This window comes from Photobacterium piscicola, assembly GCF_046058925.1.
Classification (GTDB): Bacteria; Pseudomonadota; Gammaproteobacteria; order Enterobacterales; family Vibrionaceae; genus Photobacterium; species Photobacterium piscicola.
Map to the genome: position 1 here is coordinate 1,820,566 of NZ_CP175534.1, position 24,513 is coordinate 1,845,078.

A 24,513-nucleotide genomic window follows, 5' to 3' on the forward strand; every position below is an offset into this window, starting at 1 on the left:
TAGATAGGTATGACGACATATATAATCAAATGAGGATTAATCTGTGAAAAAAAGTCAATTAGGTTTTATTGTGGTGGCAGCAACAATGTTATTAGCAGGGTGTAGTGAGCCGACGGTTACAGCAACGCCTGTTAAAAATGTTGATACTGTATCGGTCACATCACCTGATGATATTGATGTATTCTGTCCAACTGGTATTTGTACTTTTGAACTATCAACGACAGCGCCGACTAAAGTAACGGTCACTATGCATTATGATTACACTAAGCTTTACACCAAAATTGAAGGGGTGAGCGTTGTGGGTGAAGGCGCTAAAGATGCTAAAGTGGTCGATGAAGATCAATTTACAGTTGAACTAACGAAAAAGAATACCCCAGTAAAAATTGAAGTGATTGATTTTTACCGTAACTAAATAGCTTTCCTCGCGCTATTTCTGAAGCAGTCTTTAGACACATAAGGACTGCCTCTGTCTTATCTCCACACTTATCATAAAATATCTTGGCTTTTAAATATCATCATCAATGACAAAGAAATGATTATTAGCGGGCGTTTGTCTCTTTTATTTCTTGTCTAGTAACGCTTTTCTTTTTTGATGGTTAGAGAGCATTTCTTTGTTACGTTCAGGTATCGTTTTTTTATCATGAATTAAGTGCTTAATGGCCATTATTGGATGCTTAACGATCATTTTAGGGCCTGAATAGCGCATAATCGTTTGTGACATAATTTTTTGTTGTGGCTTATAACAATGGATAGGGCATTGCTTACAACTGGGTTTATTTTCTCCATAAGGACAGCGATCAAGTCGCTGTTTTACGTAAGCTCTAAATTGGTCACAATTATTACATCGTTGAAATTTTAGAGTATTGATTTGATGATGTTTTGCACAATAAATATCAATCATTGCGGTTATCGTCTTAAATTCACTGTCAAGCCGACCTAATAGACGAAAGTCAGTTTCTTTATTCATGTTTTATGACCACTATGAGTAAAAGGAATTATTCTAACTCGTATAAAGATGTATTTTAAATAAAACTTTATCAAAATGACAAAAAATGAAGATAAAGACGAATTTTTTTAGTGATAAGTATTAATAATGTTATTAAAGTGAAAAATTTAATGATGAAACACAAGAAACATGCTGAGATGGCTTGATTTAACGGGAGTTGAGCAGTAGTATCCACGCCTCGATTTTTATGGTGGTGTATATGAGCAGATTTGAGTGCCTTGAAAGAATTGTCGACGAATATCGTAAGAAAGTTCGTGACGCAGAGTTTAACCGTCAGAATGATAGCGAAGTTGCTAAAGTTCTAGTTTTATTAGTCGGTAACTCAATGTTCAGTCTGGCTGATGAATTTGCTGATTGGGTTAATCGTGGCGGTGATCGTAGCTATGGCGGTAAGTTTTTTGTTTCTAAGCAACTAATGACGTTGTTAGAGCCAGTAACTTTCCGTGGCGTAACGGTTCGTCGTGATTCGATTAAACTATTCAGAATTTCATAACCTGAGTGGCTTCCAATCGTTATTCAATGACTCTCCGATAGAAAAATTGAAAAACAGATTTTTGATCTAGCTATCAGCGTGGTCAATAAAAAGGGGATGCTATGGCATCCCTTTTTTGTTGATTATTATAAAGCAACATATTTACCTGCATTAGCTTGTTTAGCTTGTTTAGCTTGTTTATTCTCACTTCCTGCACTTCCTGCACTTCCTGCACTTCCTGCACTTCCTGCACTTCCTGCACTTCCTGCACTTCCTGCACTTCCTGCACTTCCTGCACTTCCTGCACTTCCTGCACTTCCTGCACTTCCTGCACTTCCTGCACTTCCTGTTTTTCCTACTTCATCTGCACTTAACCCTTGAGTCTCAATAGCGACTTATGGTCAACTAGCATCAAATAAAAAATATATAAAGAAAGAAGGTAATACATGGACGCTGAATTTTGGCATAGCCGTTGGGCTGAAGATCGAATTGGTTTTCACTTAACTGACGTTAATCCATTATTAATAAAATACTGGTCACAGGTGAATGCTCAACGTGATGATCGCGTGTTAGTACCAATGTGTGGCAAATCTGAAGACTTGGTTTGGCTCGCTGCACGCCATAACGATGTGGTTGGAATTGAACTTAGCGATATTGCAGTAAAAGCCTTTTTTGCTGAGAATCTTTACACGCCATTAGTCACTGGGATCGGCTGTGAGCACGTGTATTCATTTGATGAGATCACAATCTACCAAGGGGACTATTTTACCGTTCCTATTGCACCGGTTGATGTGGTATATGATCGTGCGGCATTGGTTGCGATGCCACAATCAATGCGTGAACGTTATGTTGAACGTTTATTGCAGTTGGTTAAACCTGGTGGGCGTATTTTATTAGTAACCTTAGATTATCCACAACCACAAATGGATGGGCCTCCATTCTCAGTGCCTAGAACTGAAATAGAAGCGTTATTCAGTGGTTGTAAAATAACCCACTTAGAGCGTGATGAAGCGGATGCCACCCATCCTCGTCGTCAGCGTGGTGTTGAGCGTTTTGCTGAAGAAGTATGGCTAATTGACGTTTAATAAACGAGTAATAGCGTAGTTGGAAAAACAAAGGCGTCTATGTGACGCCTTTATTGTCTTTAATTGCGCCGCTAAGGCTACAGAATGATGTTAACGTCTGCTGCTGTAGCAATGGCATCAGTGATAGCTGTATCAATGTTATCACGGCGTGTAAGCGCAACTCCAAGACGGCGGCGACCATTGATTTCAGGTTTGCCAAACAGTCTTATTTGCGTTTGTGGGCGAGATAACGCAGCGGTTAAATTATCAAATCGAATATTGGTAGAAATACCTTCAGCAAGAATAACCGCAGAAGCTGATGCGCCATACTGTGTAATCGTGGTAATTGGCATGCCTAAAAAGGCACGGACATGCAATGCAAATTCAGATAACTCTTGAGAGATCAGGGTTACCATTCCAGTATCGTGCGGGCGAGGGGATACCTCGCTAAACAGCACTGTATCGCCTTTAACGAACAATTCGACCCCAAATAGGCCATAACCGCCTAATTCATTCACAACCTTCTGAGCAACATCCTCAGCCGCTTTTAAGGCTGCTTTTGACATTTGCTGTGGTTGCCACGACTCGCGGTAGTCGCCATCTTCTTGGCGATGACCAATTGGTGCGCAGAAATGTACTCCATCAACCGCGCGCACTGTGAGTAGGGTGATTTCATAATCAAAATCGACAAAGCCTTCAACAATCACTCGGCCTGCACCTGCACGTCCCCCTTCTTGTGCGTATTGCCATGCTGATTCAATGTCTGCGGCAGTTTTAATCACGCTTTGACCTTTGCCTGATGAACTCATGATCGGCTTTACAACACACGGCATGCCAATGCGATGCACTGAGGCTTCAAAATCGGCATATTGATCAGAAAATTCATAAGGCGAGGTTGGAATAGCTAAGGTTTCAGCGGCAAGACGACGAATACCTTCACGGTTCATAGTCAGTTTAGTCGCGTTAGCGGTGGGGACGACATTGACACCTTGGCTTTCAAGTTCAACTAAAGTATCTGTCGCAATTGCTTCAATTTCAGGGACAACAAAGTGGGGTTGTTCAAGGGCAATAATACCTTTAAGTGCATCACCATCTAACATATCAATCACATGGCTACGGTGGGCTACCTGCATTGCTGGTGCATTCTCATAACGATCAACAGCAATCACTTCAAGACCAAGACGTTGACACTCAATAGCAACTTCTTTGCCTAACTCACCAGAGCCAAGCAGTAATACACGGGTTGCATCAGAACAAGCAGCTGTACCAAACATTGAAATTCCTTACGATTTGTCATTAAAGGTGAAATCTGCCGTTAATCATACCTTATTTTGATGTTTGCGCAATCGTTTGCTTTTGGTGGGTGTTTGATAGGAATCTCATAATTGAAGAACGGAAAGCGAAAAAAAACCGCTTATCATAAGCGGTTTAAATGATTATTTTTTGCGATTTTCCCAGTGGGTAATAAAAGCAACTGAAAGAATAATAATTCCAGCGCCAAGCCATAATCGCCCGGGTGGTGTCCAACCAAAGACTAACCATCCACCTAATACGTTTAAAGGTAATTTTGCGTGATCAAAAGGTTGTACAAAAGAAGCATCAGCTACGGCATAGGCTTTAGCGATTGCCCATTGTGCTAAGCCTGTCAATAAGCCCGCAATAATTAATAACCACCAGCTAAAACTCACTGTTGGCATCGTAAAGTCAGGCGCAGCTAAAATAAGATTGAACGGTGTCATTAGAATGAGCAGGTACATCACAATCGTGGTTGGTGATTCATGGCTAGATTGTTTCTTCACCATCAATGAATAAGCCGCCCAGAAAAAAGCCGCACCTACAGGCAATAATGTCGCGATGTTAAAATCTTCAGACCATGGCTCAAGAATAATCATGGCACCAACAAAACCGCCTAATGTTGCCAACCAACGCGCTTTACCGACAGTTTCTTTTAGAATGAGCCCTGAACCGATTGTTGCAAATAGTGGGGAAATCATTAGTAGCGCAATACCTTGCCAAATAGGGACAGGGTAGGCTAATGCCCATAGCCATAACTGGATACCGATAACCGCAAAAAACACCCGTAAGCAGTGTAACCAAAAGTGGTTGGTTTTAAGCGATTGACGAATACCTAATGTACGTAGCCAAGGAAACATAGCGATTAATGCAATAAAGTATTGGATCAACGCAACAGACGTGGAAGGAACATGCAGTTTGATACTAAGGTACTGAGCTAAACTGTTTACGATAGCAAACGCGAGCCCAGCCGTGAGCATCCATGCTGCTCCTTTCAAAGGATTGTGTGTTTGAGACATTGTCATTGGCTTCTAATAATAGGTGGCGAGATAATACGCTTTTGATGTTTGATAGCCAACATTGATCAAGTTTAGATAATAAAAAACCGCCAGTGAGGCGGTCTTTTTCGAATATTCAAATCAATTACCGACTTAATAAGCAACATATGTTAGTTGAATATCAGGATTCAGTGCTTCTAATAATGCTTGTGTACGTGCAAGTTGACTAATTTTACTTTCTGCACTTTCTACCAGTGCCGCTTCTGCAATTTCAGACAATGAATAGTTAGACATATTCATATTAATTAATGCAACTTGCAGAGGAGGTAAGCTTGGGTTGAAGGCTGCATTTTCTGCATACATACCTTCAAAGATACGGCCATCTTGTGCTTTTAATGCAACACCACTGAAGTTCTTTGAGTAAGGAGCATGAGAACGGTTAGCGGCATTACAGGCGCTAATCGCAAGCTCTGAACCTTCTTCAATGCGAATGCCATTATCAAAATCACTTAATAGACCATCTTTAACCCCTAAATCTAGCGGGCCGAATGAATCAGGTAAATATTGTTGCAGTGTCATTGGTTCGCGTTGTGGCAGTTGAATCATCATGTCGTTCGCTGATGTTAATTCATTCATAAACTGACGACAGTGACCACAAGGACTGTAGTTAATAGTGACATCTTTAATGCCCACTTCGCCCTTGATCCATGCATGGCTAATGGCAGATTGTTCAGCATGAATAGTACAAGCCATGCTTGCGTTTTCAAATTCCATATTAGCACCAAAATATAAGCGGCCAGATGTGCCACGTACAATTGCACCAACATAGAAATTAGAAATAGGGACTACAGCATAGGAAGCAGCAAGAGGAAGGAGGGCCAAGCGAAGTTCAGTATCAGTCATGTGCGTTGTTGATAATAAACATTCGAATTGCTCAGGACTGATCGTTGAGTCGAAATTTGAATCTTCGATAATAGGCTTTAAAGCTGACGCCAATTCAGCAGGTAATAAGCTTAATGCTTTTATAACACGTGCGTACATTGGGTGTTACTCCTTCATTGTTTATGGCAAAACATTCTATGTGAATCACAATGAGTTAGAAGTGATCTTGATCACACTGTTGGTTTTGCCATTACACCTATTACATTACTGAGAGTGGCGTCACACTTGTTTCTGTAACAAAGCATACAACATTTCAATGACTTAGTAAAAATTGACCGTTTTGTATGCTTTGTGCTCAATTGTGCTATTGCTGATCAAGCATGTCCAAAAATACGTAATAGTAGAGGAAACATCAGTGGGGCTAATAAGGTGGTCATAATGCCGCAAATAACCAAAGCTAAAGAACTAAATGCACCTTCTTGATAGTTTTCTTCTACGGCTTTTGCTGTACCTAATGCATGTGACACCGTACCAATTGACAAGCCTTTTGCTAGTGGATGTTTCACGCGGAATAATTTCATGATCGGATAACCTAATACCGCACCAAATAACCCCACAATAATCACCATTGCAGAGGTAATCGCAGGAATCCCTCCAATTTGCTGAGAAGCCGCCATTGCAAGAGGGGTAGTGATAGATTTAGGTAAAATACTTGCTGCAAGTTGAGCATCCGCACCCATTGAAAAAGCAATCGCAGTACCAAAGGTCATTGATAACACGCTACCGACAAAACAAGAGGTTAAAATGGTTTTCCACTTACTGCGAATAAGCCCAATTTGTTGATATAGCGGGAAAGCTAATGCAACAACCGCAGGACCCAATAAATAGTTAATCACTTCATTTTGTGCAAAATAGGTCTGATAAGGCACTTCCAACCATTTTAAGGCCAAAATCATAACAATAAGCGTGATTAAAAGAGGGTTGAAAAAAGGATTTTTAATTTTCATTGCTAAATAACGTGCAACATAAAAGCAGACTAAGGTTGCCACCAACCAAATCATGACTGTTTCTCCTTATGGTGTACCGCTAGGCCAATAACAATTAATACAATAATGGTGCTGCCAAGGGTACTTGCAAAAATGATCGCTGCGTTATTTTCAATGACACCTAAATAATTCATTAAACCAACACCAACAGGTACAAATAACAATGCCATGTGTTTAATTAATAAATTACAGGTACTTTCAACCCACTCTGCACGACAAATGCCAGTGACAAGAGCAATAAAAAGAATAAATAAGCCGATGATACTGCCAGGAACCGGTAATCCAGACCAGTGCTGAATGCCTTGTCCTAAAAAGAAACAGATCATGACGATAGCAAATGAGCGTATATAATTCATGGGTGGTATGACTCTTAAATATTTCCAATCATCATACAAATAAACATGATAATTGTCACACTAATTAATGGCGGTTAATGAACTATATTGGTTTCTGTTGATAAAACAAGCATTAATGTTGCTATATTGTCAAAATGTACCCACCAAGCAGTAGTGTAAATGTAATGATTATTAAGGTGCAAATAGTTGCGTAATTAGTCTTTATTCCCAAAGGGAACGGTTTTATTGTGTGCTTTTTTGTAATGTTTGACCATGACGGTGCTTTTTTTAATACAGGTGTTTCATTACGCACTGCTGCGGTATTGGGTAATGACACGCGAAAGCCATAACTAGGGATAATATAGATAGGTATCGCCATTTTGCCATTGCGAAGTAATTTTTTAGACAGTGATAATAATAGAATATTGAGATCATAATGATGATCTCCGCTATCCTCGTATGCATTGGGGTAGGTGAAGGTATAACGATAGACCGATTCAATACTGACAACTTCTCCCGCAAGATGGCAAAGAGAGGCTAAAAAACGGGATTCGTCATTAGTTAACAAAGTTTGTTGATTATCATGCCATCGAAGTAGCCTATCTTCAGGAATAAAATCAATACCTTCAAAGCGATAGCATTTTATTGCCGTTTTCGTTGTCATTATCCACCTACTTGTAAGCCCTTCGAACACAACCTCACTCGATAGCATTAAGTGTTGACGGAATTACGATAATCATCAAATAACAGATCTCATTAATAATAAAAAAGCCCATCACAAGATTCCTGTGATGAGCTTATTGTATTTTTAAATATGTAACACTATGAATTACATCAATTTACTAATATAGTCATATAGTGATTTCATGATCTTCATTTTGTGCTCATTTGACTGACAATCGAGCGCCGCTGCTTCAAAGTTCTCCATGTATTTGGTCATGTTCTCTTCAAAGAAATCTTGGCAATGATGCTTCCAACGTTGTTGTTCTTGATAGGTGAGTGTTAATGGGTAGTTACGCGCACGATAGCGGAACAACAGCGGTTTAATACGCTCATCTTCAACATTGATTTCCAATGTAGCCAGTGACTCAACCTCTGTTTCACGAATAATATCCATCGTTGAGCGATCAGCGGTGGAGAAGAAACCATCGTAAAGCATGGTATCAACGTTATCACTATTGGCGTATTCACGTTTAACACTGAACATTTCCAGCAATTTAGCCCGTATTTCAGGGTGCTGCTTTAATAACGCCAAATTTTTAAGGCATAACTCACGATCAATACCGAGTCGCGCTGCATCTTCTGCTTTTAATGTTTTGGCAGGGGCAAGCACAGGACACTTGTTTAAATGCACTTCTTTAATCGGGACGGGTAACTCATCAGGACCAAGATCGATACGCTTAGTGTATAAACGCTCACGCAGTTGATCAGCATCAAGCTCAATTAATGGGGTTGGATCTTGGGCAAGGTTAACGCAGATCACCGCATTTTTATTATCGGGATGCCACGCCATCGGTACGATCCAACTGGTATTGCCACATTCAGTACCGAACATACCCGATACATGCACAATAGGGGTGAGATCAACAATATCAATCAGATCTTGTAATTTACGCTTATGACGCAACTCAAACAGGTAATCAAACAGCTTAGGTTGGTTGTGCTTTAAAATCTTCGCCAGCTCAATCGTGGCGTACACATCAGCCATGGCATCATGGGCATTCGCGTGTTCGATACCATTGGCGATAGAGAGTTTCTCAAGCTTAAAGCTCGGACGACCTTCATCATCTGTCGGCCAGTTAATGCCATCAGGGCGCAATGCATAACAAGTACGCATGATATCGAGTAAATCCCAACGAGAGTTACCATTTTGCCACGCCCAGCCATAAGGGTCATAAAAGTTACGGTATAACGTATAACGGGTCACTTCATCATCAAAGCGCACATTGTTATAACCAATGACACAGGTATTTGGCTTTGATAGCTCAGCATGAATTTGCGCAATAAACTCAGGCTCTGATAAACCCTTCTCCATTGCCTCTTGTGGTGTAATACCTGTAATCAAACAGGCTTCAGGTGAAGGTAGGTAATCGGCTGGTGGCTTACAATAGATCACCAAAGGCTCACCGATGATGTTCATCTCCATATCGGTACGCACCCCTGCAAACTGGCAAGGGCGATCATTCGCTGGACTGGCACCAAAGGTTTCGTAATCAATCCAGTATAGTGTTGGCTCGTTTTTCTTGTTCATAGTATTTTCCAGAAGCCATGTGTGTTGTATTAAGTAATTGTTATAACTATGGCTTTTCGTGATATACTGTGTGTATATACAGTAGTTAATTCCAATTGAATTCAGCGTGGGATTTGCATTAATGTCCGAATGCGTGTCCTAAAATCCGAGCCTGTGTCCTAATTTAAAGGAATAGCGTAATGAGCCTGACAGACCGACAACTTAATCTTATATCAAAGCAAGACACTTATGACGGTAAAGCTGAAATTAGTGATGGTGAAGGGCTCGTTGTCCGCATAACACCTCAAGCTAAAATCTATTTTCATTACCGTTGCCGCTTTAATAAAAAAAGCCTAAGAATTCGTATAGGTAAGTATCCCGTAACTAGCCTTAAAGAGGCAAGGCGAAAGCATAAATTAATGATGGAATTGAGAGAATCTGGTCGAAATCCCAACATTGCTATAACGGGTGAGCTTGAATTTATCACTTTAGATGATTGTGTCGCGTACTGGCTTAAACATTATGTCCCTCAATTAAAAGCGGGTACTCAGGCACTTTATCGCTCTTTTGCTAAGAATTATCTTATTGGTGCGTTCCCTGAACGTAATGTTGAAACGATACCAGCCAGAGAGTGGATGCAATGGTTAGATACTATTAGCCTTGATAAACCCAAAACTGCTAATTCACTATTTACCAAGCTAAGAGCCTGTTTAAACTTCTGTAAGAGTAAGTTCATTATTGAAAAAACAGACTTAGACCGAATTAAAAGACAACATGTAGGTAAAGCACCAGAAGTTGGTACTCGAGTACCAACGTTTTCAGAACTCAGCATGATTTGGTTGGCTATCGAACGCAGCCGCGCCAGCTCATCCAATAAGGCGTTGCATCAACTAACCATGCTGTGGGGGAGTCGTCTTTCTGAGTTGCGCCTTGCGCGTCGGAGCCACTTTGATATGGAAGCGGGTATATGGACGGTGCCGAAAGAACTCAGTAAAACCAATACGCCAATAAGACGTCCAATACCTACTAAAGCAAGGGCGATATTAGAACGAGTAATGGCTACTTATGATGATGTGCTTTTCCCTGGTGGCGATCTTGATAAGCCGATAACCATTTCAGCTGCGAACCGTTATATTCGACGTATTAGAGATAGTTTACCGATTGAAGATTGGCGTACTCATGATTTTAGACGCTCATTATCTACCGGTGCATCAGAACTAGGGGTAATGCCGCATGTAGTAGAGAAGATGCTTGGCCATGAATTGGGTGGGGTATTAGCGGTTTATAACAAACACGATTGGTTGAAAGACCAGCTAGAAGGGTACGAGCTGTATGCTGAGAAGCTGGATAGTTATTTGAAGTAGGTTTGGTTGATGATTCATTTTATTTAAGCCGTGTTGGTTATGGCTACTAATACATAAATGCTCCTAGTCAAAAGACCTTTCCTAAGTATTGCTTTTTAGTTTGGTGCTATTTTTTTATAAAAAATGCAATCGAGAGAGTATGTAGAATACGCTAACTAAAATGCCAAAACCTGAAAATAATAATTTCGCATTCATATAGTTACCTAATTTATGTTTATAGTTGCTATCTAAGATGTTGGGGATGATAATCTATATTTCAATGGTTAATGAACTTAAAGGCTAAAGGTCGTGCTCATATCCTAATGCAGCATCATATACTTTTAGCTGATAGGAGAAGATATGAATGAAGATTGTAGAAGCAATAGCAGATGTACTTCTATCTATAAACGCCCCTCTTACAGTAGAAGAAATATATGACAACATTGTCAAATGGGAACTTTATCATTTTGGTGCGGTAAACCCGAAAGGTGCAGTAGCTAGAACTTTAAGGAAACATACTCAGGGTTATAATGAGTCGTCTGGTGATTTTTTGAAGCTTTTCGGTGTTGAAAAAAACAAGGATAGAAAAAACGTATATTTTTTATTGTCTGATACTTATACATTATATGATGACAGTGACCACTCTCAAAAAGAGAAACTGCCAGAAGGTAATTTGAATCCAAGGTTAGGCACTTTAGAAACAACGGTTTATCATCGTTCTCGAAAAGTTCGTGATTGGGTGTTGTCATATGCTGAAGGTACTTGTGAATCATGCTTAAAAAGAGGGCCCTTTCAGTTGTCAGATGGAAGTTGGTTTCTTGAAGTACATCATGTGAAGTATTTATCACAAGGTGGGAGTGACACTATTCAAAACTGCGTCGCAATATGCCCGAATTGTCATAGAGAGCTTCATATGAGTGATCGTAATAGTGTGAAAATAGAAAGTTTATATTACTCTATTGCTAGGTTAAAACGTGAATAAACGTATAACAATAATTTAGAAATGATTCTCAACGTTTGACATTTTCAGTTTAAGCTTAATATTTATATTGAAGACGTAATGAGTTTGGTTTGGATTGTTGTATCTTGTGTACTACCTTAATAAATAAGGGTATTTTTATGGTTTTTTAAGGCCTACCCATATAGACAGAAAAACGATCTATCACCGAGATCACTTTGCTTCTAAAACTGCTTTCCAAACCAACGGAGATATGAGTAGTATGCTGAGAAGCTAAATTTATTATTTGAAATGATATAATATTAAATTGTTAAGTCATATCAGAAGGTAACTATCCTTAAAGGTAAAAGTTTTTTATTCTAATTCACTGTTATATAATAATTTCAACTTGTTACACTGAGCGTGATTGAAATAGGTTGTACTAAATATAGTAGTATGATTTTTTATTTAAATAAAAGGGAAGTAGTGTGACGATTGTTGAAGCGATTAAAAGCGTTCTTTTGGCTGTGAAAATCCCTTTAACGTATAAAGAGATTTATAATGAGATTATTAATCGTAAGTTGTATGAATTTGGAGCAAAAAACCCAGAGGCAATTGTAAATAGTAAACTACGCAAACATTGTTATGGTTTAGATTTCCCTTCAGCAAGTCCAGCAAAGCATTTTGTTATAGATAGTAAGAATGGAAAAGTCACTAAGTATTTTATTTTAACAAACAAAGACTTGAGTAACAAAGTACCGTCTAAAGATACTCATGCTCAATTATTCAGTGATAAGTTACCTGAAGAAAAGCTTCAAGATGCGTATTTAGAACATAGAACAAATATTAAAAATTTATTGCTAGAACAAATATTATTATCCGACCCTGCTTTTTTTGAGCGATTAGTTGTTGATTTGCTTTTAGCTATGGGATACGGAGGAAATTTTCCTGGAGCTGGTATTGTCAAAGGTTCGTCTGGTGATGGTGGGATCGATGGTGTTATTAAAGAAGATAAATTGGGGTTAGGAAAAATATATATCCAAGCGAAAAGATATACTGATAAAACAATAGGAAGACCAGATCTACAGCGTTTTGTTGGTGCTATGGATAATGTTCAAAAAGGTGTTTTTATAACAACATCAGTTTTTTCAAAAACAGCTAAGATATATATAGAAAAACAACAGAAAAGTATTGTATTAATCAACGGAGATGAATTGTGTGATTTAATGCTTACGCATGATGTTGGAATATCAACTGTAAAAAAATATTCAACATTTAGAATTGATTCTGATTATTTTACTGATGATTAGTTTATCTGGATATCTATATTATTTTTTAAGCCGGAATTTATACCGGCTTTGTCATACTAATGAATATTAATTAATACGTTTCCAAATATATGACTCAAAACACTCTTTTGATAAGTCATTATCTTTATATGATTTCCATGACTTAATTAATTTTAGGTTTAGTCTATTATCTATAATTATTTTCTCTAGACAATCCTTTGTATAAAAGAAAAATTCACGTTGATCTTTTTTCTGATAATTATCTTGAGTTTTAAAGGACGCAAATAAAAAACCATTAATTTTTAGAGATCGAACTAAACGTGTTAAAGCTTCTGTTAAATGTTTTTGTGGGACATGAAGTAACGAAGCATTAGCCCATATGGCATCAAACTCTTCATAGAAATCGACGTCTAAAAATGACATTTGCTCGCAATAAGCGAAAGGATATTTACGGGTAATCTCACACATTCTTTGGGATTTATCGAATGATTGTACTTTATAGCCTTTTGAGATGAAAAAGCGAGTATCTCTTCCTACTCCACATCCGGCATCTAAAATTCGAGCACCTCTTGGTAAGTATTCTCTGAAAATTTTGTAGCTTTCTGACATATCGATATTATTTGTTGCCATATAATATGCATCTGCATTTTTATTGTAGTATTCAATTGTTTTACATTTAGTCATTGTCTTAACCATTTTCTTTAACCAGTAAGTGAAGGTAAACTCCTTTTGTTGAAGATTATTAATTTGAGCTTGAGCTTTTTTTATCTCATTATCAATAGCACCATCTGTCTCTAAAGGAAATACAATATCTTTAAGCTTATCAGAAGCACCTAACATTTTATCTTCAGCTGCAATTTCCATTGTTCTAAAATGAGCACACAAATTTCCTAATAGGGTAGATAAAGCTGAAGAATCTATGGCCCATCCATTATCTTCAATAAATGTGATGTTTTTCCTTGAAATATCAACTATTTGTTTGAGTATTTCTTGGTCATAGGGCTTAAGTGTTGTGATTTTATTTTCACGCAAATAAGTTAGTGTTCTGAAATGTTCGCCATTGGATTTAAAATAAGAGTCTTTAAGCTCTACAGCAAATATGTCATACAACATTTTTGATTCTTCTCTAAGCTCTTTCAGTGGGCCGTACAATGTTCTTATTCTTTCTTGAATTTTATCTATTTCTGCTTTTGTACGAGCATTTTTTTTATCTGATGAATGCTTCCAAATAGCAAAGACAAGAGAAAAGGCACCTACTATCACTGTAATATCGGATAATTGAAAATTTGTAGATTCTAGAGGCGTTGCCTTACTATTTTTCACATCAAGTGTAGCATAATAGATTACTGGTTGAGATTGAGTTTGATGAGAAGAACTACTATTTAAAATAATATTACATTCTTTTGATGTTATTGTTATAGGTGGTGTTTGTGTATTAGTTTTATTTTTCATCTAGTTATGCTTTTAATAATATTCCTTTTAATAGAATATCATAACTATATGTATTAAATCGAAATATAAAAACTGTCTTGTTAAATGTAATAAGATTAATAGCGACTTTATTTGAAATAATTATTAGTTAATCTAAACAGTAATAAATAACAAAGCGATCTTTCACCAAGATCGCTCTGCATCTAAAACCGCTTTCCAAACCGACTGGTATTATCTTTCCATTCTTCAACAGCAGAACGTAACCAACGTAATGGCATCAATGTAATTGGTTCAGGGAAGCCGCGTGTTTGTCGCCACTTATAAATAGTTGCTCGACTTGTTATTTGAAACATCTCTAAAACTTCAACGTGACTAATTAAAAGATGTGTTGATTGCTCATTAAGTTCAGCATAAGTTTTTGCTGGTGGCGGTGAATCAGGTAGTTGCTTTTCCTGTTTACTTTTATAGTGTGACGGTGTCACGTTTAAGCTGTTTTCTGTGGTATATGAGATGTTTACAGTAGGGTAGCTGTTGTAATCGAACATGTTTGATTCCTTATTCGCATATTGTACTAACAAAATTAGAAAGACGAACCCGATTTATGGTGTGCCAGCAACGGGCATCACCTTTAAATAAGCCTCCTGCCTTTAATTTTGCACATCCTTCCGGTAATGACTCACCACAATGTTGGCAAGTACCTAGTGATTGTTTGATTTGTTCCATCTCACCATAAATATGATGGATCATTAGTTGTAATGCTTCAGCGTTATCACAAGGTGTATTGGGATAAGAGAAGAATTTACAGATCTCATTTAGCCGTTCGATCTCCATATTATTTAATGGAAGAGGGAAACTGGTCACGCCATTGGTTTTGCGTTTATCTCTCAAACGTTGGGCGCGTTTACGTGCTTGTTCACGTTTTTTATCATTGGTAGTCATAAGTCGAGATACGTTATAGAAAGTGAATAGCTTCATGAGCAAATTGCTCGACAAGTTCTTGGGTGATGTTGGTTTCAAGTGGATAAGATTTTGAGACACCCCAACCAGTTGTTGGATTTGGAATGATCAACAGTTCCCAACATTCTTGCCAATCACTATTACGTGATTTCATGAGTTTTACTGCCCCTTGAGCAGTATCGAAATGAGAACACATTGGTCATTCATCCTTGTATTATGAAGCTATGATAAGTATTTAATTCACGTTTTGTGTAACACAAAGATACACAAAACGTGTTTACCATGTCAACACAAATCGTGAAATTAAAATTTAGGCATAAAAAAACCGCCAGGAAGGCGGTTCATGTTTATGTGTTACTGATCAAAACAGTTTTAGTTTGGCATCAATAACAACCCCGATAATTTTGCAATTACCGTTAATGGGTAAAGTCGGGTATTGAGGGTTTAGCGGTTTTAAGAATCGTTGGCCTGCATCGATAACTAATTTTTTGAACGTGGCTTCATTCACATCAGTTAATTTAGCTACAACCAATGAACCGTTTTGGGCTTCTCGTTCGGCATCAACAAGAACCAGTGTTTCTTCTGGAAAACTGATACCACTTGATGATGTCATTGAATCACCATGAACACGAAGCCAGAAACAATTAGGGCTTGTGCGCTCAGTCGTACCGTACCATTCGCTTATTTCATCTTTCAAGTAAGGCTCACATGCTTCTGTCCATGCACCAGCTTGAATTGAACTTAAAACAGGGAATGATTTTTGATAGTTCGGTTGGATATCAATAGTGGTGACATTGGCAAAACTGGTTAGCTCATCATCATCAAATAAAATCTGATAGGGCTTAATGCTTAAATGTTTAGCCAACATGTCAGCATCATCTAAATTAATACTTCTTAATCCAGACTCATAGTTACTGATACGCGAAGGTCCCCAACCACAAAGTTCGGCTAGGTCTTTTTGGCTAATGCCTTGTTTTATACGGAGCTGCTTTAAACGCAGTCCTACTTCAGTCTTTTTATCCATATTCATAAAATATCACGAAGCGTAAAATTAAACAACACACAATTTGTGATTTTTGAGTTGATAATAATTCACGAAATGTGTATCTTGACGGTAACCAAGGAGCTTTAATGAATCAAATCGCACAGCAACGGAAACTGCTTAATATTTCTCAAGCAGAACTCGCTGGAAAATTAGATAGTGGTCCATCTCGAATCTCTAATTTTGAAGCATCAATTAGAAAACCCAACCTCAAAACCTGTTGGATGATCGTGAATGCACTCAATGAGTTAGGTGCAAATTGCACCTTTGAGCAAGTATTTCCTAACCCTAAACAAAATAGTAACGAAACAATCTGATTATAGATGATTGTCCATCTTCTGGTTATTTATACAGTTAAGGAAAACCCGCATGTCAATTCAGAGCCTAAAAAGCGTTATGCGTAACGCTGTAGAGGGATGGCGTACTGAAGTCAGTAAAGAGTTCATTGCTCAAAAAGTTGCCCGTCAATATCACAATATGGATTTACCGTTTGAAGTTGATGCCCAACGAAAGCAATTGCTTAAACCGGTAGGGGCTGATGATAAGAACAACCAACAAAACTTTTTTCGTTATTTAGAACGAACCAGTATTGAAGCCAAAGCCACCATGATGGATTTGTTACCGGCTATTTTGGTTGCCTTACCTAAACAACGAGCTTCTGATGCACTTAATGCGTTTTTAAATCCACTTGGGTTTTCCGTAGCAGTAATAGGAACGGGGAGTGAAACACCTAAACGTGATCAGCTACTAGCGATGTTTAACAAAGAATCATCCGAAGCATTGTCATCGTTATTGTTGCTACCTGATAACGCCACCGTAGAACAGCTTCGTGCTGCTTACCGTGAAGTACAAGAAAGTGAAGGATCTCATAAACCTTTACTGGGTTATTTAGAAACCTTAATGGCCGCTAAAAACCACAAGGTTGGCAGCCATGAATAAGTGTTATCAAGTTATCAATATTACATCAATACAGGTACGGGGGCGGTATGTCAGGGTTATTTAACGCAATACGCGAGCTATCAGGTAACGAAGCCAATATCAGTATTCCGCGTGTTTACATTCGTTTTTGTAACGGTGATTTAAACCAAGCTGCAGTGCTGTCTCAGTTAGTGTTTTGGTCAGGACGTACAACCAGAACAGATGGTTGGTTCTATAAGCGTCATGAGCAATTGGCGGATGAATTAGGCTTCTCTGTCGACCAAGTTCGTTATGCATTGAAGAAGCTAAAAACACGCTTAAATGATTGCCTAGAAACAGCCCGTAAGAAGGCAAATGGTGTACCGACAGTGCACTACAAATTCAATGAATCAAAGCTAATGGAAATCATCTTTTTTAGTCAACATTCCGATTCGGTAAATTTACCGAATGGAAACGGGAATATTACCGAATCCATTCGGGGATCTCACCGAAACCTAGGAAACGGGAAAATTACCGAATCCATTAACAGATCCAATACAGATCCGATAAAACAGATCAATAACCCTGTAGTCCCTTGCGAGGATGCTTATCAAGATTCTCAAATCACTGAGCAACCACAACCAGCACCACAGGAGCGTAACACCAAGCCTGTTCGTGTTCAGCGTAAATTGAAAACCGAACTGGCAGATGATTTCACCATCACCGAGTCGATGCAGCAGTGGTACTCAGCACAAGGTTTTACACTGGATGCACAAGCAGCAACCTGTCAGTGGGCGGATGCGATGAAAGCCCGTGATTGTAAATATTTAGATTGGGTAGCTGCTTGGCGTAACGGCATGCGCAATGCCAACAAGTGGGCAGCAGAGCGTACTAACAAACAAATCTCAGCCACACAACGAATGGGTGCCAGCGATGGCAAATATGGTCCACCGGAGGATTATCGATGAACATCATGCAACGTTTAGCGCAAACCATGCCAGCCCATGTGAAGCCATACACTTACGAGCAAATGCAAGCCATCCGTCAGCGTGAAGCCGATGTGGTCGCTAAGAATCTTTATGAGCAAAACCAACAAACACGAGTATCAAAAGCATTAGGGCGCTCAGGTATCAAAAAGCGTCACCAACACTGTAGCTTTGATAACTTCGTGATTCAGAATGCGGGTCAGCAACATGCGTTCAATGAATCAAAAATGTTTGTCGATAATTTACTGAATGAGCGTGCGTGTGGTGGTTTCATCTTTGCGGGTACATCAGGAACAGGTAAAAACCACTTAGCGTGTGCGATTGCCAATCAAGCACTTCAGCAACGCCGATCAGTGGTAGTGATCACCGTTGCCGAATTGATGCTTAAATTTCGTGATACTTATCGCCAAGACTCAGCAACCAGTGAAACAGCACTGATTCGTTTTCTGAGTAATGTCGATTTGCTGGTGATAGATGAATTGGGCGTTCAGCACAACAGCAATAACGAGCGAGTAATGATAAACCGCATCATTGATGAACGTTATACCCTAGAAAAACCAACAGGGGTGATTACCAACCTTCAGAGTGATGAACTTATAACAACCTTAGGCCGCGCAGCTGTCGACCGCATTATGGAAGACGGTAAGTGGGTAACGTTTAATTGGTCAAGTTTTAGAATTAACAAAGGAACACAACCAGCATGAGAATCGAAACCCTGTTGAGTAAATTTGCGATTAAAGGTATCAACTATGATCCTCAGTCTGGTGGTGGTAAAGCGTTATTGTCTGCAGAAGAACAATTGGCGGTAGTTGGGTTATGTTGGCATGAATCGCCAGTAGGGTGGTTGGTACTGTTTGTTGAAGGGCTAAGAGATGTTCATGCACTTAAACAGCTGCAAATAGCGACCAGGGGCGAAACATTACGCTTAATGGAAGATTGGCGTGGGGTTTACCCTGAAAAGGCGTTAACAGCGTTATGTACGACCGCGATTGCTGAAGCGACTCAACAGAATGGCCAAGTATGTCCAGAGTGTAATGGTAGTGCGATTGTGGTGGATAAGAACCGTAATCGTTGTAAATGCCAATGTTGTAAAGCGGGGCGTATTGTATGGACTCAAGAAACGCGTTTTGCCTATTTCGCACAAGTTCTGCCAGTGACTTATAGTCGATTTAAGCGTTATAACGTAGTGTTGAATCAGTTGGTGGTTTGGTTAGTAGAAAATAGAGCTATTGCAATGATGACGATGGAAGAGCAGGTAGAACTTGAAAAAGAGGAAATAGGAATATAAAGCGGTAGTTTGTTTATTTTATTCATCTATGTTCATGTTAAAGTATGAGCATATATGAAAGGAGTGTAATTGTGGCTTTAGTTGTACCCGAAACTCTTCAAGAGAAAATTAGACAAAATAAACTAGTTCCAATTATTGGCGCTGGAGTTTCAATGTCTGTAAGGAATAAAAAATCAGAACCTGTATTTCCGTCATGGAAAGATCTTCTCATTCTAGCGTCAGATCAATTAGTACTAGAAGGAAAAGAAGATATAGCAACTGCAGTAAGCTCAGTTGTTGCAATTGGTAATCTTCTTCAAGCTGCGACTATTGCTCAAGAGGGGCTGAATGGAGCCTTATGGTATGATTTTTTAAAAAAACAATTTGATCTTGATTTTAATGAATTAGATTTAGAAAGTGCTGAATTACATAAAGCATTGTGGAAATTGAGTTCAAGACATATAACGTTAAATTATGACAACTGTATGAAGTGGGCTCATCAGCAACCATCTAATCTGTTAGTTTTTGATAATTCAAATAAAATTAGTTTGAGAGATTTTAAAACTAATAATAACAAAAATATGTTGTGGCACCTTCATGGTAATATTGAAGACCCAGAGCATATTATATTAACTCCAGAAAGTTATCATTTGTTATATAATGATAATAATGAAAAAGATATATATAAGAGTGCGTTAGTTACTCTTGGTGATGTTATTTCCACAGATTCATTATTATTTGTCGGTTGTTCAATGAGTGATATCGATTTACTTATTGCTATAGGAAAACAAAATACTTTATTTCGAGGAAATACTGGTCCACATTATGCGTTAGTTAAAGAGTCTGATAGTGAAGAAATCAAGCTTAAATTAGAAAAAGCAAAGATTGATATTCAGTTGTTGTTTTTTTTAGATTTTGGGAAGCCCTTGGTTGATACTATAAATAATTTTGCAGGATATAGGCGTGATAATATAAAAATAAAAGAAAAAATAAAAGAAAAAACAAAAGATAAAGTTGTAATATATGAATCTAATCCTTTGGATAAACCTCAATGTTATGACGCTATATATAAGCAGTTAAAGAAATTTAAAGCACCAATGGAGATAAAAGCATGTAATGTTGATAATCTTTATGAGGATGCTGATTATGTTTTTATACTATCAAAATGGACGAATAATGGATTTCTTATTGAAGATGATAGTGCGTGTAGTGATTATTTAAGTTTAGAGACTTTAGCTGATTGTTTACCTGAAAGAATTAAAGGTGTGATAATTATTACTGATAATATTCCACTCGATATTTGTTATGCTAACGTCGAAATCCCAATGATTTTTATAAAGGCTATTGATAAAGAAGATAGCGTTATTAAAGAATTAGCACATATATATCATCAGTTTTTTAAAAAAGGGAAATTGAACTTTTATAAAAACTCTTTAATTTTAAATGAATCTAAATTTAACATAGATATTGTTTCAGATAATAAAAATAACATTTATATATTAAATGAATCTAATTTAAACGATATTGACAAAGCAACAGTTACCAATTTTATTGGGCGAAAAAATGATTTGGCAAATATTAGCCGAGAGATGTCAAGAATAAATGATAAAACTCAAGTTTTAACAATAAAAGGAAGTGGTGGTATAGGAAAGACTATAATAATAAAAAAATTAGCTGTTGAGCTATCTAAGAGAGGGCTATTTTCTAGTGGGATTACATTTATTGACTGTGAATTTATAAATGAATTTGAATTATTTAAACAGAAAATATCATATTCATTTTCACTTCAAAATATAGATGATCTAATTAAATATTTGAAAGATAATTATTCAGGAGAATCAAGGCTTATTATTCTAGATAATTATGAGGCTATTTTAAATATTGATAACAAATCTGCCACTATTAAACTTCAATGTAATGAGCTTATAAGTAAGATTGCAGAATATTCCACCGTTGTTATTACTTCGAGAGAATTATTATGTGAAGAATGGGAGGAAGAATATACATTGAGGTCTCTTGATTCGGATGAAGCTTTAGCCCTTTTTAATAAATATACAAACAATAAGTTCTTAACTAAAAAAGAACAAAAATATATTAAGGTTAATATATTAGAAAACTTACTTGATAGAAATGCTTTAGCAATTAAGTTAATTGCTTCAAATCTTCCTTCTGGCATTGATTTTTATGAATTAAAAGAAGAATTGGAAGAGAATATATTTAAAATGGAAAATAATGACATTTTCAATGAAAATAGTGATGTAAATATTAATCGACAAAAAACAATTCTTGCATCAATTTTATATTCATATAAAACACTTTCACCAAGTGAAGTTAGAGTTTTAGAATTAGTATCTTTTTTCCCTGATGGCATTAATCTATCTAATTTTAAAAAAGTGGTTAAAAAATCTTATGCACAAGGAGACATAACCAATAGGTCTAAAGTTATCACAGATAAAGATATTAAGTCACTTGTAAATAAATCATTACTAGAAAATGAATCTGGATCGTTGAAATTACAATCAATTATTAATCGTTATTCATATTATAATTCATCCAAAAGTAAAAATATAAATAGTTATCGCTTGGAAGTGGTTAAATATAGTATAGTTTTAATGAATACAGCAGCTAATAGGTATCATGAACATGAATCCAATCATAGTGGATGTATGAATATGATATTAAAAAATATTAATAATATTATGTTATCTGTCGGTATGGGATATGACTTGATTGATAAAGGGTTGACTTTTGATGATTATTTATATTTCTTAACGGATATTAATATATTCATTAATGTTTTTAATTTTGTTGAGGTTTATAACCCAACATTAGAAAAAGTAATATTGAGAGCTAGGAGTGATAATGTTAAGGAAGAAAATTTAAGGGCAATTGAAATTTTTTATGCATCAGCACTTTATTTTAATTGTAATTTCAAAGACTCTTTATCCTTAGTTAATCAGTATGTTCCATTAAATGAAGTAAACACTATAGACCTAAAAATAGAAGCTAACCGTATAACATTACAAACTGTTATTAGTATTTATTTAATGGAAGGGTATACTATTGAAATGATAATGCCACTCATTAAACAGAGAACATTTGAAAGTGATAAATATAAGCCTGCATTTGTTTATACTGGATTTATTGATAAAGAATTGTTGGGTATTTGTAGGAGAGATGGTAATTATTTTGAAGCGTTAAATGTTATGGGGGAGGAGATAGAGCGTGAATTAGATATAGTTATAGAAACATTACATCCGTTAAATTATACGCATAAAATAGAATTAATGTTTGCTCGACACTTTATTACCCCTTATTCATTAAATGAAATAAAATCAATTGTTAGTGTCAATTTGTTTACTCGTGGTTTGAAGAAATTAATGATAGCTCATTGTTTAGAATTAAATGATGATGTTACTTGTTATGATATAAATAAAATAAAATTAGAATATGAATCAGCTCTTAATGATATCTATCATATCAAATATTTTTATGTGAAGGCCCTATATAATTATGTGTGCTTTTTGAAAAAAAACAACTTAAATGATAAATATATTGAACAGTATAATTTAGGTGTTAACTTATCTGAAAAATATTCATATAGATATTTATCATATAAATTTAAAGTGCTTTCTGGTTGTGATTTAGAACCATTTGACTATACAGATATATCTTTTTTGGATGGTATGGATATTCAAGGTTATATTAAAAAGCAGTCTGACTATATAAAAAGAACATATAAGACAAGTAGTTTAACATTGACATAAACTAATAATCTAGGCAAAATCCCCACATTGCAGAACCTCACCTACTCGGTGGGGTTTTGTCGTTTTAGGATTCCATTAAATCCATAACCGTCCTTTGAGGCGGTTTTTTTATGTCTGAAATTCGCCTATGAGAGAGAAAGTTATTAGCTGGTTTGCCTACCTTTGGGCAGGTTTAACCGGTGTAGCCTCTGGTCTTTCCATGAACGAAATAGGGGTGCTCATCTCTATTTTTGCCACCATATTTACCGCGTTTATTAACTGGTTTTATCGACATCGAACCCTCAAAGCCCTGCAAAACCATCCAGAGGTGAAGAAAATCTATGAGCAAATTGAAGAAGACTAGTGGCGTTATTGGCTGCTTGGTCGCGAGTGTGCTGGCGGTTGTAGCTGGTACTCATCACGAATTAAAAACCACCCCTGATGGATTAGCGTTTATCAGTAATTTAGAGGGGTGTTCATCATCCGCTTATCAATGCAGTGCCGACCGTTGGACTGCAGGGTTAGGCCATACCACAGGAGTAAAACAAGGCGACAAAGCAACCACCGAAACCATTGCTGATTGGTACATTGAAGATATCAGCGCAGCGGAAAAGGTGGTTGATAGGCAAGTGACATTAGCTGCTGGCCCTCAATACGATATGGCAGTGTCATTCGTGTTTAACCTCGGGGCTGGTAACTTTCGCAGTTCTACCTATCTCAAGAAACTTAAAGCAGGGCAGTTAACCGCTGCGTGTAATGAGTTTCCACGCTGGGTATTTGTGAATGGTAAAGATTGCCGACTTGATAGCAGTCACTGTGCTGGCATCGTGAAACGCCGTTTAGCAGAGCAAAAGGTTTGCTTGTATGGCTATCAGTAAGTTCAAGCTCATCGGGACTGTTGGTGCAATAACGGCATTATCGATATTGGCGTGGACGTATTCACAGACAGTGCAAAAGCTGGAAGCGGCTCAAGCACTGGTTGTGGAGCAACAAACCCAATCAAATCAGTTAGTGAAGGTTAATCAGTCGATGCAATCTACCATTACCCGTTTAGAGCAAGCATCTCACCAAGAACGATTAGCCGCCGAGCATAACGAGCGTCAACGTCAGCAATGGCAACAACGAGCGTTAAAAGCACAACGTCAAATCGATAAGGATATTGCTCATGAAAAGTGTGCTGATTTGCCTATCCCTAACGCTGGTCAGTGGTTGTACTACACCAAGCCCGCAAGTGGTCACTCAATACAAAATTGAATACATCAAACCACCTGCAGCGTATTTGATTAGCTGTA

The 24,513-nt window shown here is 37.4% G+C and carries 29 protein-coding genes; 16 read left to right on the forward strand and 13 right to left on the reverse strand.

The genetic code is table 11. From position 1 onward, the window contains the following. Window positions 1-43 precede the first annotated feature (43 nt). A complete protein-coding gene (locus ACJZU6_RS08695; RefSeq protein WP_080157549.1) occupies window positions 44-412 on the forward strand; it encodes a spore gernimation protein in 369 nt (122 codons plus the stop codon). 147 nt (window positions 413-559) lie between these two features. Here the strand turns inward: ACJZU6_RS08695 and ACJZU6_RS08700 are convergent, their stop codons facing one another. Then, the gene (locus ACJZU6_RS08700) at window positions 560-967 is read right to left on the reverse strand and encodes a nitrous oxide-stimulated promoter family protein (protein WP_408900088.1); all 408 of its coding nucleotides are present in this window, start codon (window positions 965-967) and stop codon (window positions 560-562) included. A 238-nt stretch (window positions 968-1,205) separates the two neighbouring features. Here ACJZU6_RS08700 and ACJZU6_RS08705 point away from each other — a divergent pair, with 238 nt between their 5' ends. From ACJZU6_RS08705 to ACJZU6_RS08715, 3 genes are all read left to right on the forward strand, one after another. Then, the gene (locus tag ACJZU6_RS08705) at window positions 1,206-1,499 is read left to right on the forward strand and encodes a hypothetical protein (RefSeq protein WP_005367981.1); all 294 of its coding nucleotides are present in this window, start codon (window positions 1,206-1,208) and stop codon (window positions 1,497-1,499) included. Window positions 1,500-1,577: 78 nt separating this feature from the next. Then, entirely contained in the window at window positions 1,578-1,859 is a 282-nt protein-coding gene (locus tag ACJZU6_RS08710; RefSeq protein WP_408900089.1) for a hypothetical protein, read from the forward strand. Window positions 1,860-1,924: 65 nt separating this feature from the next. After that, complete coding sequence (locus ACJZU6_RS08715; protein WP_408900090.1) at window positions 1,925-2,563, forward strand: thiopurine S-methyltransferase; 639 nt, start codon at window positions 1,925-1,927, stop codon at window positions 2,561-2,563. 77 nt (window positions 2,564-2,640) lie between these two features. On the opposite strand, the gene purT is transcribed toward ACJZU6_RS08715, so the two are convergent. The 7 genes from purT to sbcB form a co-directional block, all read right to left on the reverse strand. Beyond that, window positions 2,641-3,816: a formate-dependent phosphoribosylglycinamide formyltransferase gene (purT, locus tag ACJZU6_RS08720; protein WP_408900091.1), complete on the reverse strand. Its 1,176-nt coding sequence runs from the start codon at window positions 3,814-3,816 to the stop codon at window positions 2,641-2,643. Window positions 3,817-3,978: 162 nt separating this feature from the next. Then, on the reverse strand, window positions 3,979-4,854 hold the full coding sequence (locus ACJZU6_RS08725) for a DMT family transporter (RefSeq protein WP_408900092.1): 876 nt from the start codon (window positions 4,852-4,854) through the stop codon (window positions 3,979-3,981). Between the two features lie 132 nt (window positions 4,855-4,986). Next, on the reverse strand, window positions 4,987-5,874 hold the full coding sequence (gene cdd, locus ACJZU6_RS08730) for a cytidine deaminase (protein ID WP_408900093.1): 888 nt from the start codon (window positions 5,872-5,874) through the stop codon (window positions 4,987-4,989). A 215-nt stretch (window positions 5,875-6,089) separates the two neighbouring features. Continuing rightward, window positions 6,090-6,776 carry a CidB/LrgB family autolysis modulator gene (locus ACJZU6_RS08735; RefSeq protein WP_080157535.1) on the reverse strand — a complete coding sequence of 229 codons (687 nt, stop codon included), beginning with the start codon at window positions 6,774-6,776 and terminating at the stop codon, window positions 6,090-6,092. Continuing rightward, entirely contained in the window at window positions 6,773-7,117 is a 345-nt protein-coding gene (locus ACJZU6_RS08740; RefSeq protein WP_327762885.1) for a CidA/LrgA family protein, read from the reverse strand. The genes ACJZU6_RS08735 and ACJZU6_RS08740 overlap by 4 nt, the downstream gene beginning before the upstream one ends. A 121-nt stretch (window positions 7,118-7,238) precedes the next feature. Beyond that, window positions 7,239-7,760: a hypothetical protein gene (locus tag ACJZU6_RS08745; RefSeq protein WP_408900094.1), complete on the reverse strand. Its 522-nt coding sequence runs from the start codon at window positions 7,758-7,760 to the stop codon at window positions 7,239-7,241. 165 nt (window positions 7,761-7,925) lie between these two features. Further along, the gene (gene sbcB / locus ACJZU6_RS08750) at window positions 7,926-9,347 is read right to left on the reverse strand and encodes an exodeoxyribonuclease I (RefSeq protein WP_408900095.1); all 1,422 of its coding nucleotides are present in this window, start codon (window positions 9,345-9,347) and stop codon (window positions 7,926-7,928) included. Between the two features lie 179 nt (window positions 9,348-9,526). On the opposite strand from sbcB, the gene ACJZU6_RS08755 reads away from it, so the two are divergent. The 3 genes from ACJZU6_RS08755 to ACJZU6_RS08765 all read left to right on the forward strand — a co-directional run bounded on the left by ACJZU6_RS08755 (window position 9,527) and on the right by ACJZU6_RS08765 (window position 12,916). Continuing rightward, window positions 9,527-10,690 carry a tyrosine-type recombinase/integrase gene (locus tag ACJZU6_RS08755; protein WP_408900096.1) on the forward strand — a complete coding sequence of 388 codons (1,164 nt, stop codon included), beginning with the start codon at window positions 9,527-9,529 and terminating at the stop codon, window positions 10,688-10,690. Window positions 10,691-11,033: 343 nt separating this feature from the next. Continuing rightward, window positions 11,034-11,651, forward strand: a complete 618-nt coding sequence (locus tag ACJZU6_RS08760) for an HNH endonuclease (RefSeq protein ID WP_408900097.1) — start codon at window positions 11,034-11,036, stop codon at window positions 11,649-11,651. Between the two features lie 443 nt (window positions 11,652-12,094). Continuing rightward, window positions 12,095-12,916, forward strand: coding sequence for a restriction endonuclease (locus ACJZU6_RS08765; protein WP_408900098.1), 822 nt, complete (start codon window positions 12,095-12,097; stop codon window positions 12,914-12,916). Window positions 12,917-12,982: 66 nt separating this feature from the next. Here the strand turns inward: ACJZU6_RS08765 and ACJZU6_RS08770 are convergent, their stop codons facing one another. From ACJZU6_RS08770 to ACJZU6_RS08790, 5 genes are all read right to left on the reverse strand, one after another. Next, window positions 12,983-14,347, reverse strand: coding sequence for a class I SAM-dependent methyltransferase (locus ACJZU6_RS08770; protein WP_408900099.1), 1,365 nt, complete (start codon window positions 14,345-14,347; stop codon window positions 12,983-12,985). Window positions 14,348-14,529: 182 nt separating this feature from the next. Continuing rightward, window positions 14,530-14,871 (reverse strand): AlpA family transcriptional regulator, encoded by a 342-nt coding sequence (locus ACJZU6_RS08775; protein WP_082968126.1) that lies wholly within the window; start codon window positions 14,869-14,871, stop codon window positions 14,530-14,532. Between the two features lie 10 nt (window positions 14,872-14,881). Continuing rightward, window positions 14,882-15,265: a hypothetical protein gene (locus tag ACJZU6_RS08780; protein ID WP_408900100.1), complete on the reverse strand. Its 384-nt coding sequence runs from the start codon at window positions 15,263-15,265 to the stop codon at window positions 14,882-14,884. Between the two features lie 13 nt (window positions 15,266-15,278). After that, on the reverse strand, window positions 15,279-15,479 hold the full coding sequence (locus ACJZU6_RS08785) for a hypothetical protein (RefSeq protein ID WP_408900101.1): 201 nt from the start codon (window positions 15,477-15,479) through the stop codon (window positions 15,279-15,281). A gap of 165 nt (window positions 15,480-15,644) precedes the next feature. Continuing rightward, complete coding sequence (locus ACJZU6_RS08790; protein WP_060999132.1) at window positions 15,645-16,313, reverse strand: LexA family transcriptional regulator; 669 nt, start codon at window positions 16,311-16,313, stop codon at window positions 15,645-15,647. 101 nt (window positions 16,314-16,414) lie between these two features. Between ACJZU6_RS08790 and ACJZU6_RS08795 the strand changes: the two genes are divergently transcribed. From ACJZU6_RS08795 to ACJZU6_RS08835, 9 genes are all read left to right on the forward strand, one after another. After that, window positions 16,415-16,642 (forward strand): helix-turn-helix transcriptional regulator, encoded by a 228-nt coding sequence (locus ACJZU6_RS08795; protein WP_060999130.1) that lies wholly within the window; start codon window positions 16,415-16,417, stop codon window positions 16,640-16,642. A 52-nt stretch (window positions 16,643-16,694) separates the two neighbouring features. Beyond that, window positions 16,695-17,264, forward strand: coding sequence for a toxin YdaT family protein (locus ACJZU6_RS08800; protein WP_408900102.1), 570 nt, complete (start codon window positions 16,695-16,697; stop codon window positions 17,262-17,264). A gap of 47 nt (window positions 17,265-17,311) precedes the next feature. Further along, complete coding sequence (locus tag ACJZU6_RS08805; protein WP_408900103.1) at window positions 17,312-18,190, forward strand: hypothetical protein; 879 nt, start codon at window positions 17,312-17,314, stop codon at window positions 18,188-18,190. After that, window positions 18,187-18,912 carry an ATP-binding protein gene (locus ACJZU6_RS08810; RefSeq protein WP_408900104.1) on the forward strand — a complete coding sequence of 242 codons (726 nt, stop codon included), beginning with the start codon at window positions 18,187-18,189 and terminating at the stop codon, window positions 18,910-18,912. Before ACJZU6_RS08805 ends, ACJZU6_RS08810 begins: the two co-directional genes overlap by 4 nt. Beyond that, window positions 18,909-19,496, forward strand: a complete 588-nt coding sequence (locus tag ACJZU6_RS08815) for a hypothetical protein (protein WP_408900105.1) — start codon at window positions 18,909-18,911, stop codon at window positions 19,494-19,496. Before ACJZU6_RS08810 ends, ACJZU6_RS08815 begins: the two co-directional genes overlap by 4 nt. A 71-nt stretch (window positions 19,497-19,567) precedes the next feature. Further along, the gene (locus ACJZU6_RS08820) at window positions 19,568-23,242 is read left to right on the forward strand and encodes an SIR2 family protein (RefSeq protein ID WP_408900106.1); all 3,675 of its coding nucleotides are present in this window, start codon (window positions 19,568-19,570) and stop codon (window positions 23,240-23,242) included. Window positions 23,243-23,369: 127 nt separating this feature from the next. After that, on the forward strand, window positions 23,370-23,585 hold the full coding sequence (locus tag ACJZU6_RS08825; RefSeq protein ID WP_065172720.1) for an HP1 family phage holin: 216 nt from the start codon (window positions 23,370-23,372) through the stop codon (window positions 23,583-23,585). Beyond that, window positions 23,563-24,099 carry a lysozyme gene (locus tag ACJZU6_RS08830; protein ID WP_408900107.1) on the forward strand — a complete coding sequence of 179 codons (537 nt, stop codon included), beginning with the start codon at window positions 23,563-23,565 and terminating at the stop codon, window positions 24,097-24,099. The genes ACJZU6_RS08825 and ACJZU6_RS08830 overlap by 23 nt, the downstream gene beginning before the upstream one ends. Then, a complete protein-coding gene (locus tag ACJZU6_RS08835; RefSeq protein ID WP_408900108.1) occupies window positions 24,086-24,475 on the forward strand; it encodes a hypothetical protein in 390 nt (129 codons plus the stop codon). Before ACJZU6_RS08830 ends, ACJZU6_RS08835 begins: the two co-directional genes overlap by 14 nt. Window positions 24,476-24,513 lie beyond the last annotated feature (38 nt).

Bases quoted from the DNA above. Each gene is read 5' to 3' on its own strand.
- ACJZU6_RS08800 (WP_408900102.1), top strand. From the start codon at position 16,695: ATGTCAATTCAGAGCCTAAAAAGCGTTATGCGTAACGCTGTAGAGGGA.
- ACJZU6_RS08775 (WP_082968126.1), bottom strand. From the start codon at position 14,871: ATGTTCGATTACAACAGCTACCCTACTGTAAACATCTCATATACCACA.
- ACJZU6_RS08805 (WP_408900103.1), top strand. From the start codon at position 17,312: ATGTCAGGGTTATTTAACGCAATACGCGAGCTATCAGGTAACGAAGCC.
- ACJZU6_RS08795 (WP_060999130.1), top strand. From the start codon at position 16,415: ATGAATCAAATCGCACAGCAACGGAAACTGCTTAATATTTCTCAAGCA.
- ACJZU6_RS08725 (WP_408900092.1), bottom strand. From the start codon at position 4,854: ATGTCTCAAACACACAATCCTTTGAAAGGAGCAGCATGGATGCTCACG.
- ACJZU6_RS08745 (WP_408900094.1), bottom strand. From the start codon at position 7,760: ATGACAACGAAAACGGCAATAAAATGCTATCGCTTTGAAGGTATTGAT.
- ACJZU6_RS08735 (WP_080157535.1), bottom strand. From the start codon at position 6,776: ATGATTTGGTTGGTGGCAACCTTAGTCTGCTTTTATGTTGCACGTTAT.
- ACJZU6_RS08760 (WP_408900097.1), top strand. From the start codon at position 11,034: ATGAAGATTGTAGAAGCAATAGCAGATGTACTTCTATCTATAAACGCC.
- ACJZU6_RS08810 (WP_408900104.1), top strand. From the start codon at position 18,187: ATGAACATCATGCAACGTTTAGCGCAAACCATGCCAGCCCATGTGAAG.
- ACJZU6_RS08740 (WP_327762885.1), bottom strand. From the start codon at position 7,117: ATGAATTATATACGCTCATTTGCTATCGTCATGATCTGTTTCTTTTTA.
- ACJZU6_RS08780 (WP_408900100.1), bottom strand. From the start codon at position 15,265: ATGACTACCAATGATAAAAAACGTGAACAAGCACGTAAACGCGCCCAA.
- ACJZU6_RS08715 (WP_408900090.1), top strand. From the start codon at position 1,925: ATGGACGCTGAATTTTGGCATAGCCGTTGGGCTGAAGATCGAATTGGT.
- ACJZU6_RS08815 (WP_408900105.1), top strand. From the start codon at position 18,909: ATGAGAATCGAAACCCTGTTGAGTAAATTTGCGATTAAAGGTATCAAC.
- cdd (WP_408900093.1), bottom strand. From the start codon at position 5,874: ATGTACGCACGTGTTATAAAAGCATTAAGCTTATTACCTGCTGAATTG.
- ACJZU6_RS08790 (WP_060999132.1), bottom strand. From the start codon at position 16,313: ATGAATATGGATAAAAAGACTGAAGTAGGACTGCGTTTAAAGCAGCTC.
- ACJZU6_RS08700 (WP_408900088.1), bottom strand. From the start codon at position 967: ATGAATAAAGAAACTGACTTTCGTCTATTAGGTCGGCTTGACAGTGAA.
- ACJZU6_RS08705 (WP_005367981.1), top strand. From the start codon at position 1,206: ATGAGCAGATTTGAGTGCCTTGAAAGAATTGTCGACGAATATCGTAAG.
- ACJZU6_RS08830 (WP_408900107.1), top strand. From the start codon at position 23,563: ATGAGCAAATTGAAGAAGACTAGTGGCGTTATTGGCTGCTTGGTCGCG.
- ACJZU6_RS08755 (WP_408900096.1), top strand. From the start codon at position 9,527: ATGAGCCTGACAGACCGACAACTTAATCTTATATCAAAGCAAGACACT.
- sbcB (WP_408900095.1), bottom strand. From the start codon at position 9,347: ATGAACAAGAAAAACGAGCCAACACTATACTGGATTGATTACGAAACC.
- ACJZU6_RS08785 (WP_408900101.1), bottom strand. From the start codon at position 15,479: ATGTGTTCTCATTTCGATACTGCTCAAGGGGCAGTAAAACTCATGAAA.
- ACJZU6_RS08770 (WP_408900099.1), bottom strand. From the start codon at position 14,347: ATGAAAAATAAAACTAATACACAAACACCACCTATAACAATAACATCA.
- purT (WP_408900091.1), bottom strand. From the start codon at position 3,816: ATGTTTGGTACAGCTGCTTGTTCTGATGCAACCCGTGTATTACTGCTT.
- ACJZU6_RS08825 (WP_065172720.1), top strand. From the start codon at position 23,370: ATGAGAGAGAAAGTTATTAGCTGGTTTGCCTACCTTTGGGCAGGTTTA.
- ACJZU6_RS08835 (WP_408900108.1), top strand. From the start codon at position 24,086: ATGGCTATCAGTAAGTTCAAGCTCATCGGGACTGTTGGTGCAATAACG.